At 51.1% G+C, this 17,171-nt stretch carries 1 protein-coding gene; it reads left to right on the forward strand.

Features of this window, described 5'->3' with window-relative positions; all coding sequences use genetic code 11:
• Positions 1 to 17,050, forward strand: a 17,050-nt coding sequence (locus ACFI6L_RS12225; protein ID WP_462574105.1) for a BapA/Bap/LapF family large adhesin, incomplete at its 5' end; no start/stop codon positions are given.
• Positions 17,051 to 17,171: the final 121 nt, after the last annotated feature.

Here is a 17,171-nt window from a genome sequence, read left to right on the forward strand (position 1 = left end):
ACCTGCTGAATTAGCTGAAGGTGAATTTACGGTTAACGCCAGCGTGACCGACGAAGCGGGCAACACAGCAACCACAGATACTGCCGGCGAGATTGATACTACCGCACCGTCGATCACTATCGACCCCATAGCGGCTGGTAACGACACCACGCCTACCCTTTCAGGTACTACCGATGCCGCCCCTGGCAGCACAGTTACGTTAACCATTACCGATAGCGCAGGCGTTACTCAAACCGTGACCGCCATTGTGCAGGCTGACGGCACTTACAGCGCTGACGTACCGGCTGAACTAGCTGAAGGCGAATTTACCGTTAACGCCACCGTGACTGATGAAGCAGGCAATACGGCCAATGCTGACGCTCAGGGTGCTATCGACGTGACGGCGCCAACCATCTCATTAAACGACCCAGGAATAAATGGCGATGCTACACCCACACTTTCGGGGTTAACGGATGCCGTGCCCGGAAGCACGATAACCCTTACCGTTACCGATAGTGCTGGCGTTACTCAAACCTTTACCACCACTGTGCTTGCCGATGGTACCTTTACCGTTGAAGTCCCAAATGCGGTGGCTGAGGGTACATACAGCGTAACTGCCGAGGTGACGGATGGTGCGGGTAACACAGCACAAGCAACAGCAAGCGGCGATTACGATTCTACAAGTCCTTCGACGACCGTAAATCAACCTGCGCCAACGAACGATACTACGCCAAACGTGTCTGGTGAAACCGATGCCCCTCCTGGCAGTGAAGTCGTCATTGTTGTTACAGATAGCGAGGGTAACGAACAAACAATCGTTACTACAGTGGGCGCTGACGGCACATTCAACGAAGATGTGCCAGCGGAACTTAGCGAAGGCGAGTACACGGTAGATGTTACTGTAACAACACCAGCAGGCAACAGTTCTACCACCACAGTGACTGGCGAAATTGACACCACGGCGCCGATAATCAACCTTGATCCTATTGGCTCAACCAATGATGACACGCCAGTGATAAATGGCGACACCGACGCAGAACCGGGTGCGATAGTCACGCTAGAAATCGTACATTCAGATGGCACTACGCAAACCATTACTGCAACAGTGCAAGAAGACGGTAGCTTCAGTGCTGAAGTGCCACAAGCACTCGCAAATGGCGACTTCACGGTAACCGCTACTGTGTCTGATGTGGCGGGCAATACCGCTTCAACGTCTATCGATGCCGTTATTAATACTCAAGGCCCTAATGTTGTCATTGAAACCGGCTCTCCTACCAACGGTAGTGAAGGCATAGGGGGATCGTCAGACGCCCCTAATTCAGAGGTTGTGGTTGTTATCACCGATAGCGACGGCAACAGCCAGACAATAACGGGGACAACAGATGAGAATGGCAACTTCAATGTTGCATTCCCTCCTGGCTCTGAAGAGGGCGAATACGAGATTGAAGTGACGGTGACAGACGAAAATGGCAATAGCTCTACCGCCACGGCCACTACTGTACTTGATACCACCCCGCCGATTGTGAACATCGACCCGCAAACGGATACTAACGACACAACACCTACTATATCAGGTAATACAGATTTACCAGCGGGCAGCGAGGTCGCTATTACCGTCACCGATAGTCAGGGTAATACGCAAACTGTTACCGCCGTTGTTGATGAAAATGGTAATTTCAGCGCCGATGTCGAAGAAGTGCTAGTAGAAGGCAACTATGAGGTTTCTGTCGAAGCAACTGATGCAGCGGGTAATACAACTACCGCTGTCGACAACAGTGGCAACATAGACACTACCGCACCAGCGCTTTCTCTAGACCCACAAACTGACGGCAGCGACACCACGCCAACAATTTCTGGCTCTACCGATTTACCACCTGGTTCAACAGTAACCATTGTAGTGACCGACAGTGCGGGCAACACGCAGACTATCGATGCCATCGTTGATGAAAACGGTGACTTTAGCGTCGACGTGCAAACGCCGCTTACTGAGGGTGAATATACCGTAGAGGCCAGTGCAACAGACGAGGCAGGCAATACAACGACTGTCACTGAAAATGGCGGCAACATTGATACGCAAGCCCCCACCATTTCACTAGAGCCACTTGGCACAGGTAACGACACGACACCTTCAATTAGCGGTTCTACGAACTTGGAAGCAGGCAGCACGGTTACACTTACCGTTACCGATAGTGCTGGAAACAGTCAAACCTTTACTGCCACAGTAGACGCGAATGGCGAATTTAGCGCAGACGTGCCTGCTGAACTCGCTGACGGCGACTACACTGTTGAAGCAACAGCCACCGATGCTGCGGGAAATAGTGCTTCAACGTCACAAACTGGCACAGTGGACAGCAATGCGCCAAGCTTAACCCTTGACCCACTGGGTGATGACAACGACACCACGCCTACTATCTCAGGTACTACCGATTTACCCGCTGGCAGCACTGTTACACTGTCTGTTACCGATGCGCTTGGCAATACGCAAACATTTACGGCAACGGTAGATGGTTCTGGTAATTTCAGTGCTGATGTGCCCAATCCATTAGCTGAAGGTGAATATAGCGTAACGGCTACAGCGACCGACGCCAACGGCAATACTGCAACGGCAACGGAAACTGGCGGTAATATCGATATTACATCGCCGCTGGTTAATCTAGATGCTCAAGGCAGTACTAATGATACTACGCCAACCATCTCAGGTAACACAGACCAGGCACCGGGTAGCAGTGTATCAATCACTGTTACAGACAGTGCAGGCAATACGCAAACCTTTGACGCTCTTGTCCAAAATGACGGTACTTTCTCTGTTGACGTGCCGGCAGAGCTTGCCGACGGCAACTTTACCGTTACCGCCACTGTCACTGACGATGCGGGTAATCAAGACTCTGCATCGACACAGGGCAATATTGATACCGCAGCACCAACGCTATCGCTTGACCCACAAGACATTGGCAACGACACCACACCACTTATTAGTGGCACGACAGATTTGCCACAAGGTAGCACGGTAACACTGGTCGTCACCGATAGCTTAGGTAATCAGCAAACTATTGAAGCCGTTGTTGATGAAAACGGAAACTTTAGCGCTGAAGTACCTAGCGCATTAGCAGAAGGTAACTACTCCGTTACAGCAACCGCTGTCGATGAAAATGGTAATACCGCTAGCGTGACAGAAAACGGCGGCATTGTAGATACAACCGCACCATCGCTATCTTTAAATCCAGTGGGTTCTGGTAACGATTCCACACCAACTTTATCGGGCAGCACCGATCTGCCTGAAGGAAGTGTTGTCTCGCTAACCGTCGTTGATAGCGCAGGTAACACGCAAACCATCAACACCTTAGTCGATGCTAACGGTAATTTCTCTGTCGACGTACCGCAAGAACTGGCTGACGGAGACTATACGGTTACCGCCACGGCAGAAGACGAAGCAGGCAATGACGTTACAGACAACGCAACGGGTAACATTAATACCAATGCACCCACGTTAGTGCTAGATGGGCAAGGCGAGACAAATGACAGCACGCCCGTTATTTCAGGTACCACCAGCTTACCTGAAGGAAGTACGGTTACCTTAACCGTAACGGATAGCGCAGGTAACACGCAAACGATTACCGCGACTGTAGGCACAGGCGGAACATTTAGTGCAGATGTTACCACTCCGCTCGCTGATGGAGCTTACACCGTAACCGCCAGCGCAACTGACGGCGATGGCAATACGACAACAGTAACCGACAATGGCGGCGTTGTAGATACCACCGCGCCTACACTTACCCTAGAAAACCCTGGCAGCACGGGTGACACCACACCTACGCTTTCAGGCACCACTGACCTTCCTGAAGGAAGCACGGTAACGCTTGTCGTTACAGATAGCGCTGGAAACACGCAAACTATCAATGCCTTGGTCGATGCAAATGGTAGCTTCAGTGTAGATGTGCCAAACGCACTAGCTGACGGCGACTTTACTGTGACTGCCACTGCAACCGACAGTGCAGGCAATACCGCGAATGCCAATACAACAGGTAATGTAGATAGCGAAGCGCCGCTGTTAACCCTTGATACACAAGGCGCTACCAGCGATGTTACCCCAACTATCACAGGTACTACCGACGTGGCACCTGGCACATTGGTTACCATTACTGTGGTAGATGCCAATGGTAACTCGCAAAGTTTCCAAGCAGCCGTGCAAGCAGAAGGCACATTCAGTGCCGATGTGCCTAGCGCTCTGGCTGAAGGCGACTTTACCGTTACGGCAACAGTAAGCGATGCACAAGGCAACACCGCGACGGCAAACGAAACAAATGGAAGTATTGATACACAAGCGCCTATTGTTACCGTTAACCCGTTAGATTCAGGTAATGACACTACGCCGGTTATTTCAGGTAATACAGATTTACCTGAAGGCTCTGTCGTTGTGATCACCGTAACTGACAGCAATGGTGACACGCAAACCATTAACGCATTGGTTGATGCTGACGGCAACTTTGCAACAGAGGTATTGTCTCCACTGCCTGAAGGAGATTACAGCGTCGAAGTTACTGCAACAGATGATGCAGGTAATTCAACAACCGCAACTGAGGACGGTGGCAATATTGACACCACCGCCCCTGTACTTACGCTAAATCCGCAGGGCACAGGCAACGATGAAACGCCTAACATATCGGGCAGCACTGATTTAGCACCGGGAAGCACGGTAACGTTAACCATCACAGATAGCGCAGGCAATACACAAACTTTTGACGCCATTGTGGACGCGAATGGTGACTTCAGCGCAGATGTTCCAAACGCTATACCGGATGGTAGCTACACGGTAACAGCAAGTGCCTCAGACGATGCAGGAAATACAACCACCACCTCTGATACCGGTACGTTAGATACCAGTGCCCCTGCGCTGACACTAGATGCGCAAGTTACGGTTAGCGATACTACACCAACCATTTCGGGTACGACTGATCTACCCGCGGGTTCAACCGTGACGCTTTTTATCACTGACAGTGCAGGCAACACCCAAACCTTTACTGCACTTGTTGATGCGAGCGGTAACTTTAGTGCTGATGTCCCCGCGCCTCTTGCCGAAGGTGATTACTCAGTAACCACTACCGCTACAGACAGCAACGGAAATAGTGCCTCTGTCACCGACAATAACGGGATCGTCGATACTGTCGCCCCCGTTATTTCACTAGATGCGCTGGGTTCAAATAACGATACTACGCCGACCATTTCAGGCACTACGGACTTAGTAGCAGGTGAGAGCGTAACGCTGTCGATCACCGATAACGCTGGCAATACGCAAACTGTGACCGCAACGGTTGACGCAAACGGCAACTTTACTGTTGATGTACCAACTGCACTGGCCGAGGGTGACTATACGGTTACCGCAACGGCCTCCGACGATGCTGGCAACAGTGCGTCAGCCAATGCAACAGGCACCATAGACACCACAGCGCCTACCCTAACCTTAGACCCTCAAGGGTTAGGCAACGACACAACGCCAACCATTTCGGGAAGTACAGATCTAGCCGAAGGTAGCGTGGTCTCCTTGGTTATCACAGATAGTGCAGGTAACATTCAAACGGTTACAGCAACAGTTGATGCTGCAGGAAACTTTACGGTTGATGTGCCCGGGGCCCTTGCTGAAGGCTCGTATAGTGTTGAAGCTACTGCCACTGATGAAGCAGGCAACAGCACGTCGGTTCTCGATAATTCAGGTGTTATCGACATCACGCCACCTGAGCTAAACCTTGACGAATTAACGCCAGAGAATAACACTACGCCAACTATTTCTGGCACCACAAACCTTCCAGCTGGCGCCATTGTCACACTAACGGTGGTCGACAGTGCGGGTAACACGCAAACCTTTGCCGCTACTGTACAAACCAACGGCAGTTTTGCAGCCAACGTACCTTCACCACTAGCTGAAGGTGACTATACGGTTACCGCAACCGCTCAAGACGCGGCTGGCAACCAAGGTTCTGATTCTGAAACGGGTGGCAGCGTAGATACCACAGCACCTGTTATCACTTTGGATCCGCTTGGTACAGGTAACGATAACACGCCTACCATTAGCGGAAATACCGACCTAGCCGCGGGAAGCACAGTAACTATCACAGTAACTGACAGTGTTGGCACTGTGCAGACGTTTACTGCAACTGTTGATGGTAATGGCGACTTCAGTGCAGATGTGCCTGATCCTATGGCAGACGGAAACTTCGACGTTACTGCAACGGCCACTGATGCTGCAGGCAATACTGCTACAGATACAGTGAGCGGCGACATAAACTCTGCCGCGCCTACCCTATCCCTCGACCCTCTTGGTTCGGGCAACGACACGACGCCGACCATTTCAGGTAATACCGACTTAGCGCAAGGTAGCACTGTAACGCTAACTGTGACTGACAGTGCTGGAAACACACAAACATTCAGTGCCGTAGTGCAAGGTGATGGAAGCTTTACGGCTGATGTTCCTGCAAGCTTACCTGAAGGTGACTATTCTGTTACTGCGACCGCCACAGACGGCGCTGGCAACAGTGCATCGGTAACCGAAAATGGCGGTAACATCGATACAACGAATCCATCTATAACTATCGATACACAAGGGCTTGGCAATGATGCAACGCCGTCTATCTCTGGCACCACAGACCTCAATGCTGGCGACACAGTTAGCATAAGCGTGACAGACAACGCTGGAAATACCCAAACATTCACTGCAACCGTTCAAAACGATGGTACTTACAGTGCTGATGTTCCTGCCGATTTAGCTGAAGGCAGTTTCAGTGTGACTGTCACTGCGACTGACGATGCGGGTAATTCAGCAACGGCAATAGATAATAACGGTGTCATAGACACAGCAGCCCCCACCATAACGTTAGACGCACAAGGCCCAACCAACGACGCTACACCGACTATATCGGGAACCAGCGACTTAGCTGCGGGCAACACTGTAAGCATTAGCGTGACTGATAGCCTGGGCAATACGCAAACTTTCACTACCATAGTTCAAGCGAACGGTAGCTTTAGCGCTGATGTGCCCCTTGACCTTGCAGAAGGCGATTACACCGTAGAAGTGACGGCGACTGATGATGCAGGTAATCAAAACACAGCGGTTGATAACAACGGTACAGTTGACACCACCCCACCTGTTATCAACTTAGATCCAGTGGCCAGCGGCAATGACGCAACGCCAATTTTGAGCGGTACTACCGACTTGCCAGAGGGAGCAACAATTACACTGGTTGTCACCGATGCAGGCGGTAATGTACAGAACCTTACCGCTACGGTAAACGCGGATGGCACTTTCTCAGTTGAAGTACCCAGCGCGCTTGTTGATGGCGATTACGATGTAACAGCCAGTGCGAGCGATGCTGCGGGCAATAGCACGACAGTGTCGGATAGCGGCAATATTAATGCAAGCGCTCCGGAAATTACCCTAGATGCCCTTGGCCAGACAAACGACGCTACCCCTCTTATTTCAGGTACAACTAACGCGCCAGTTGGTGCCACCGTCACTTTAACAGTGACAGATAGTGCTGGAGCAGTTCAAACCTTTACTACAACCGTACAAGGAGATGGCACCTTCAGCGCAAGCGTACCGTCAGACCTGGCCGAAGGTAGCTACACAGTTGTCGCAGAGGTGACTGACGGAGCCGGAAATACAGGCTCTGACTCCGAAACTGGCGGTGTGGTAGATACCACATCACCGGCTATTGATGTGGCAGATCCGGGTGTAGGCAATGATGCAACACCGACCATTAGCGGAACAACAGACCAGCCAGCCGGAAGCACGGTTTCAATTACCGTCACCGATAACGCTGGCAATATACAAACCTTATCAGCAACCGTACAAAGCGACGGCTCTTTTAGCGTAGACGTACCCACCACTTTGGCTGAGGGTAGCTACACAGTTCAGGCTACCGTTGTTGATGAAGCTGGCAATACAGCGTCCGATGCTGAAACCGGCCTAATAGACACAATTTCACCTGTTATTACGCTGGACGAGCCAGGTACAGTTAGCGACTCAACCCCAACCATAAGCGGTACTGTAGATTTACCGCAAGGTTCTACAGTGCAAATAACGGTTGTTGATAGTGCGGGCAATACACAGGTGTTCTCTGCATTGGTTGGCGCGGGCGGCGTATTCTCTGCCGATGTACCAGCGGCGATGGCTGAAGGAAACTTCACTGTTTCAGCAACCGCCACCGATGAAGCAAACAACAGTACAACCGATAACGAAGCAGGCGTAGTTGATACTCTAGTACCTACACTTACTATAGATGTTGCCGATACCACTAACGACGCGACGCCACTCATTACCGGTACAACCGATGAACCTGCGGGCGCTGTGGTCACTATTTTGGTAACGGATAGCGCTGGTGCGACCCAGACCTTAAGCGCAGTGGTACAGGCCGATGGTTCTTTCTCTATCTCCCCAGGTACGGATTTAGCTGAAGGCGACTTCACGGTAAGCGCTACCATCAGTGATGAGGCAGGTAATACAGCAACAGCCAGTGATGCTGGAAACATAGACATTACAGCACCATCACTAACATTAACGCCACTTGAGGAAGGCAATGACACAACGCCTACCCTATCTGGTAGCACAAACCTTGCGCAGGGTAGTGAAGTTACGCTTGTGGTAACTGACAGCGCCGGAAATGTTCAAACCCTCACAGCTACGGTTGATGTAAATGGAAACTTTACAGTGGATGTGCCTGCGCCTTTGGCAGAAGGTGCATACAGTGTTGAAGCCACGGCAAGTGATGAAGCGGGTAATAGCACTACCGTCGTAGACAATACAGGCGTTATTGATACGACAGCCCCTACTCTATCGTTAGATACACTAGCCCCAGACAGTGACACAACGCCTACAATATCAGGGAATACTGACCTGCCTGCAGGTGCTACGGTAACGATTACTGTGACGGATAATGCAGGTGTAAGCCAAACCTTCGATGCAACCGTTCAGGGAGACGGCAGTTTCTCGGTCGATGTGCCAAGCCCTATGGCTGAAGGAGGGTATACCGTTACCGCCGTGGCCCAGGACCCTGCAGGTAATGAGACAACTGCCACTGAAACAAACGGTAGCGTAGACACTACCGCGCCGACGATCAATTTAGATGCACAAGGCACAGGTAACGATACCACGCCAACGATCACGGGTAGCACCGATTTAAGCCCAGGTAGTTCAGTGACCATAACCGTCACCGACAGCGCGGGAGCAGAACAGACATTTACGGCTATTGTCGATAGCGTTGGTAATTTCAGCGCCGATGTGCCCAATGCAATGGCAGACGGAAACTTCGATGTTACTGCTACCGCCACTGATGCCGCTGGAAACTCGGCGTCTGATACTACCAGCGGCAATATCAATACAGCCGTGCCAAACCTAACCTTGGACGCGCTTGGTACAGGAAACGACACCACACCGACCATTTCCGGTACTACAGATATTGCGCCAGGCAGCACCGTATCCATCAGCGTTACCGATAGTGCAGGAAACACCCAAACATTTGACGCCATTGTTCAAGCTAATGGCACCTTCTCTGTAGATGTGCCAGCAGCCTTATCTGAAGGTAATTATTCGGTCACCGCAAGTGCAACAGATGGCGCGGGTAATACGGCAACCGCAAACGAAAATGGCGGTGTTATCGATACTACTGCGCCAGCTGCGCCTACTGTTGATGCAGGCAACGGTATCGAAATTACCGGCACAGCCGAAGCAGGCGCTGTCGTAAACGTAGACGTTGACGGTGATGGCACACCTGATTTCACAGTGATTGCTGATGGCGATGGTAACTGGTCAGTAACACCCACAACACCGCTAGCGGATGGCGTGGTTGTCACGGCAACCGCAACCGATGAAGCTGGCAATACGAGTAGCCCGGCTTCTGATACGGTAGACGCTGTTGCGCCAATCGTTGCCTTTGACGACCTAACGACTAATGACACCACGCCTGCACTTACCGGTTCGGTAGACGATCCAACCGCCATCGTGGTCGTTACCATTAACGGTACAGACTATACCGCTATAAACAATGGTGATGGCAGTTGGACACTGGCTGACGATATCGTTGCCGCGCTGGCTGAAGGTAGCTATACCGCTACGGTTACTGCTACTGATGCCGACGGTAACACTGGAACTAACTCTGGTACTGTGGTGATTGATATCACTGCTCCAGCAGCGCCTACCGTCGATGCAGGCAACGGCACTGAAATTACGGGTACTGCCGAAGCAGGCGCAACCGTAAATGTGGACGTAGATGGCGACGGCACGCCAGACTTCACCGTCATCGCTGATGGCGATGGAAATTGGTCAGTAACACCCACTACACCACTAGCCGATGGCGTGGTCGTTACGGCAACAGCGGTTGATGAAGCTGGCAATGTCAGTGCACCAGCGTCAGATACAGTAGATGCTGTTGCGCCAGTCGTTGCAATCAATGACTTAACCACTAATGACGCTACGCCAGAGCTAACCGGAACGGTTGACGATCCAAGTGCTATCGTAGTAGTGACCATTGATGGCGTGGACTACACCGCAACTAACAATGGCGATGGAAGTTGGACCCTGGCTGACGATGCAGTGGCTACACTTACAGATGGTAGCTATACCGCTACCGTTACTGCCACGGATGCCGATGGCAATGTGGGTTCAAATTCAGGAACCGTAGTGATTGATACTACACCACCTGCGGTACCTACTGTGGATGCGGGCAACGGCACTGAAATTACCGGTACCGCTGAAGCAGGCGCAACCGTAAATGTAGACGTGGATGGCGACGGCACGCCCGATTTCACCGTCATCGCTGATGGCGACGGTAATTGGAGCATTACGCCTGATACACCGCTTGCCGATGGCGTAATTGTGACCGTAACGGCAACTGACGCAGCGGGTAACATTAGCAACCCAGCCTCAGACACGGTTGACGCGGCTGCACCAGTAGTTGCCTTCAACGATTTAACAACAAACGATACAACGCCGGCACTTACTGGTTCGGTTGACGACCCAACAGCCACGGTGGTTGTTACCATCAATGGAGCCGACTATACCGCCACCAATAACGGTGATGGCACGTGGACACTGGCTGACGATGCGGTGGCGGCACTTGCTGAAGGTAGCTATACCGCAACGGTTACTGCAACCGACCCAGAAGGTAATGTGGGTACGAATACTGGTACAGTGGTCATTGATACCACAGCACCAGCAGCGCCTACCGTTGAAGCGGGCAACGGCACTGAAATTACCGGCACAGCCGAAGCGGGCGCAACGGTAAATGTGGATGTAGACGGAGACGGAGACGGCACGCCAGATTTCACCGTGATCGCTGATGGCGACGGCAATTGGAGCGTAACGCCAGATACACCATTAGCAGATGGAATTGTAGTAACGGCAACGGCTACTGATGAAGCGGGCAACACCAGTGGGCCGGCATCTGACACGGTAGACGCCGTGGCACCTGTTGTAACCATCAATGACGTGACGACAAACGATACTACGCCTGCACTAACGGGTACGGTTGATGATCCAACGGCTACTGTAGTAGTCACCATTGACGGCAACGACTATACCGCTACCAATAACGGTGACGGTACGTGGACGCTGGCCGATGACGTAGTCGCTACACTCGCTGAAGGTAGTTACCCAACATCTGTTACTGCAACTGACAATGCGGGTAATACCGATACCGACACTGGTACTGTAGTAATTGATACCACCGCGCCTACCGTTGCAATAAACGATCTTACTACCAATGACACCACGCCTGAGCTTACCGGTACGGTGAACGATCCGAATGCAGTTGTGGTGGTAACCATTGACGGCAATGATTACACCGCTACCAACAATGGTGATGGCACCTGGACGTTAGCTGATAACGTAGTCGCTACGCTTGCTGAAGGTAGCTATCCAACATCGGTAAGCGCGACTGACGCCGCAGGCAACACGGTAACCAATACCGGCACGGTGGTTATTGATACTACCGCGCCTACGGTTGCAATAAACGATCTAACCACCAATGACACCACGCCTGAGCTTACCGGTACGGTGAACGATCCCAATGCGGTTGTGGTGGTGACCATTGACGGTAATGATTACACCGCTACCAACAATGGTGATGGCACCTGGACATTGGCTGACAATGCAGTTGCTGCGCTAGCAGAAGGCAGTTACCCAACATCTGTTACTGCAACGGACCCCGCGGGGAATACTGTCACCAACACGGGTACAGTGGTTATTGATACCACGGCGCCTACGGTTGCAATAAACAATCTTACCACCAACGACACCACGCCTGAACTTACCGGTACGGTGAACGACCCCAATGCGGTTGTGGTGGTGACCATTGACGGAAACGATTACACCGCTACCAACAATGGTGACGGCACGTGGACGTTGGCTGACAACGCAGTTGCTACGCTAGCAGAAGGCAGCTACCCAACATCGGTAAGCGCTACAGACGCCGCAGGCAACACGGTAACCAATACCGGCACGGTGGTTATTGATACTACCGCGCCTACGGTTGCAATAAACGATCTAACCACCAACGACACCACGCCAGAGCTCACCGGTACGGTAAACGACCCCAATGCGGTTGTGGTGGTGACCATTGACGGCAACGATTACACCGCTACCAACAATGGTGATGGCACGTGGACGTTGGCTGATAACGTAGTCGCTACACTCGCTGAAGGCAGCTATCCAACATCGGTAAGCGCGACAGACGCCGCGGGCAATACGGTGACCAACACAGGTACAGTGGTTATTGATACCACCGCGCCTACCGTTGCAATAAACGATCTGACCACCAACGACACCACGCCTGAGCTTACCGGTACGGTGAACGACCCCAATGCGGTTGTGGTGGTGACCATTGACGGCAATGATTACACCGCTACCAACAATGGTGACGGCACGTGGACACTGGCTGACAATATCGTCGCACTGCTTGCTGAAGGCAATTACACGGCTGTGGTTACCGCCACAGATGCGGTAGGCAATGTTGCAACTGACACAGGTACCGTTGTTATCGACACCAGTATTGATGAAAACAATAACGGTCAGACAGTAACGTTCGACAGTATCTCAAACGACTCTGGGGTGGCTGGAGACTTTATTACTAGCGATAGCACGCTTATTTTCAATGGAACGGTTGATCTTGGTGACAATACTACCCTAACCGTTACCGTTGATGGCACATCCTATACCTTTGGCACTGACCCTGAACTTACCATTGATGGCAGCGGTAATTGGAGCCTTGATTTAACAGGCACAGCGCTACCAGCAGGTACCTACGCGGTGGTGGCAACAGTCACCGACGAAGCAGGTAACTCGGCGAGCACAGCAAGTCAGAATGTTGTCGTACAGGCTCTCGATGCGATAAACGACGGTAACACCGTTGATATGGGCGAACCTGTGGTTACTGTAAATCCACCGGAAACCACCAGCGACGTGCAGGTGATAGGCTTAGCAGAGTCTACAGGTGGCGTGGATGCGAGCGCCTCATTTACGGTATCGCCTGATAATGTGGGTGAAGTGCTCATAGAAGTAGAACAAGTTGCACTTGTTGCTGTTGCCGATGCCTACATAGTCGAGGTATACGACGAAAGTGGCCAGCTGGTCTATCAAGGAGTCAGCGCTGCCTCGCAACTTACGGACGTTGGCGGACTTGAAATATTCAATGTCTCAGGGGATGAAACCATCTCCTTCTCGCTAGCAGGTCTAGCTGCAGGCACTTATAGCGTGGTTGTTCGCAACGATGAAAACTTACTCGAAGACTTGTTAGACAACGACAACAGCAACGATATTGACCTTGATGAACTAGGCACAGCGGGTGTGGTCCTCGGGCCTGAAAACCAGGATGTCGTGCTTAATACGGTCGAAACAACGTTGAACGGCGGTATTCTAGGCATTCCGCTAGGCACTGTAGGCACACAAGTAAGAGGCATTTTAGAAACAGTTCTAGATACCACTACTGTAATCGGTGCAGGAGACCTCGTAGGAGCGCTCACGGGTCCACTCACAGATCTTGGATTGTTAGGTTTCTTAGACGATATCGCTGCTGTTCTTGCTGACGTGTTACTCAGTAATACGTTAACCGTTTTGCAAGACACTGATATCACCACCACATTGACGGAATACACCTACACAGGTGATTTAGTGGCGCAAGGTAACCTAATTGACGGTGATCTAAGTGGCGTGGGTGCGGATACCATTTTAGACGGCGCTCAAGTGACGCTAATTACTAACGCATCAGGCGACAGTGTTGTGGTTCCTGCCACAGGAACGGTTACTATCCAAGGTAACTATGGCGTGCTTGAAATTGCCGCAGATGGTACTTACACCTATACCGCCGATGGTGACCGCAGTGCTATTGGACAAGATGAAGTATTTAACTACACCTTGTCAGATGGTGAAACCTCTGATATTGCGGCGCTCACCATTACTATTTCGGGAAGTGACTTCCCGCCAGTTGTCGCACAAAACGACAGTAATGATATGGAGCTCGGTGCGCAAACTGCTATCGTTAATGCCCCTGTCACCGACAGTGATTTACAGGTCATTGGTTTAGCAGAAGGATCGCCTGCTGCGGGCTCTCCAACTGCAAGTACCACGCTTACGGTTGACCCTGGGTTCTTCGGTGAAATATTGGTTGAAGTTAGCCAAGAGGCTCTCGTTGCCGTTGCCGATGCCTACATTATTGAAATTGTGGATTCTAGTGGCAATGTAGTCGCTACAGCTATGACTCCTGATAACCCGTTAATTGGAGATGTCGCAGGCGTTAATCTTCTGGGGTTAACAGGTGACAATACGCTGGTTGCTAAATTCTCGGGACTACCCGCTGGAGACTATACGGTTGTTGTGCGCAATGACGAGAGCGCTTTAGAAACCTTGTTTGACCAAAACAGCGACGGCTCAATTACGTTGACGGAGTTAGGTAGCGGTGGCGTTGCTCTTGGTGAAGAGAATCAGGATGCAGTCTTAACTGCTGTAGAAGACGCATTGAACGGCACTAATGCCAGTGTTCTGAACAGTCTTGGACTAGGAACTATAGTACGGGCACTCATACTTGAACCTGCTCTTAGCACGGCTGATTCAATTGGCGCAGCGGATTTAGTTAGCAGAATCACTACGGGTCTTAACGAGTTAGGTCTAAGTTTGCTGGTCGACGTAGCGCTCGATGCAGTCGCCGAGGCACTACTTAGCAACACGCTCACCTTACTGCAACAAACTGATGTGACTTCAACGTTAACCGAGTATGCGTTTGCGGGCAGCATTACCACATCAGGTAATGTTATCGATGCCGCTAGCTCAGGCGACGTTAGTGACAGTATTGCCGAAGGAGGCGTTGTTACTCAAGTTACTCATACCAATGGAGAGTCAGTGACTGTATTGGGTACTGGTTTATCTGGCATAACCATTGAGGGTGACTATGGTAACTTAACTATTTTCGAAGACGGCAGCTACACCTATGTAGCCAACGGCGTTCGCGACGGCTTAGGCAATACAGATAGCTTTAGCTACACCATTTCAGATGGCGCCAATACGTCTACTGCAAACTTGAACTTCAATCTATCAGGGCAAGGCGTATCCGCAGACTCGGCACGTGCTGAATTGACCTACGACTTTGTTTCGGAAGCGGGCCCTAGTGACCTAGATGCACTTTCTCATGGCTATTTATTGGGGCTAGGGGGCAGCTTTAGCGATACCAGCAGTACATTTGCCGTTGCAACAAATACAACTCAAGATATTACGTTAAACGTTGATAACGGCAGCCTACTGTCACTGGTTTCAAGCCTTACTGTTACCGTAGAAAAGTTTGAAAACGGCGCGTGGGAAGCGTACAGGGTTTTCCCTAATGGCGAGTTGATTAGCTTATTAGGCATTGACGGCGATACCGTGCTTACCGTCAACGGATTAACTGAAGGTTTGTACCGTCTGTCGATGAGCGGTACAACTGGCGTTGGCGTAGCCGGAAGTATTAGTGTAGACCTGTCTTCTACCATCAACTATCTTGACCAGTTTGAAGTTAGCGGCGTACAAACCGCCACCGGCAATCTGTTCGAAAACGATATACTGTTTGGCCCAACATACGACGTAACCGTTTCTACTGATGGAACAACCTTCCAAGATGCGACTGGCGGCATTACGTTAGTGGGTGATTACGGTACGCTGCAAATTGATGAAACTGGCGCATACACTTATACCCCGGACAACACGCAAGCCGTGTTTGGTGGAACCTTAACGGATACTTTTACTTACCGTATCGAATATCCAGACGGCACTATCGAACAGGCAGAATTTAACGTGTTTGTAACGGCATCTGGTGAAGGTGTACCAGAAGTGGTAATGAGCAGTTCATCTGAGTCTGTAAGTGCATCAGATAGCAGCGGCACCGTGGTTACTGACGAGCCTACAGCACCTGACGTCATTGACCTAACAGGGCAAACGCTTCAAACAGTCGATCTAAACGCTGAAACTAGACTGATAACACCAGAGAACGAGCCTACTGCACCGCTTATGAGCGAGCCTTCAGCGATAACGGAGCCAGTAGAGAGTACACCAGATATCATTACGCTACCTGAAGACGAGGTGAGCACACTTGGTACCACTGTGGGCGATGGTTTTGGTGGAGGAGATACTATCGACCTGTCTGGCACTAAGCTTGATACGGTTGATATTGGCGGTCCTGTGCCCACCGCGCCGGACGAGGGTACAAGCCCGCTTTCGCCTGAGCTTTCTACACCAGAAAGTACAGCGCCAGAACCTATCACCTCCGGAACAGTACCAGAAGACACAATCACCCTCCCTGAAGAAGGCGATATTGTTACTACTGGGCCTGTTACTGAAGTGACTGTTGATGTTGTGGACATTGACCTTCCTCCGGAAGATTTGATTCTTCCCTCAACAGAGCCTACTTCGACTGACTCAGGTTCTGAGAGCATTTCAACGACGAGTTCAAGCGACTCAGCAGTTGACACAACTAAAGAAAGCGGAAGTGACGTGGGCGCGACATCTCCTACCGAATCAGAGGTACTGAAAACGGCGATTGATAAACTTCCACCTACGGATATTTAAAAATACGCTGACCATAGCCAAAGCCCTCGTATCTACGAGGGTTTTTTATATGCATTAGAAAACCAGGCCATGGACACATTACTTTCACGTCAATGACAGAGACATTCTTCTCATAGCGCTG

It is taken from the genome of Alteromonas sp. G4i35 (assembly GCF_054960375.1).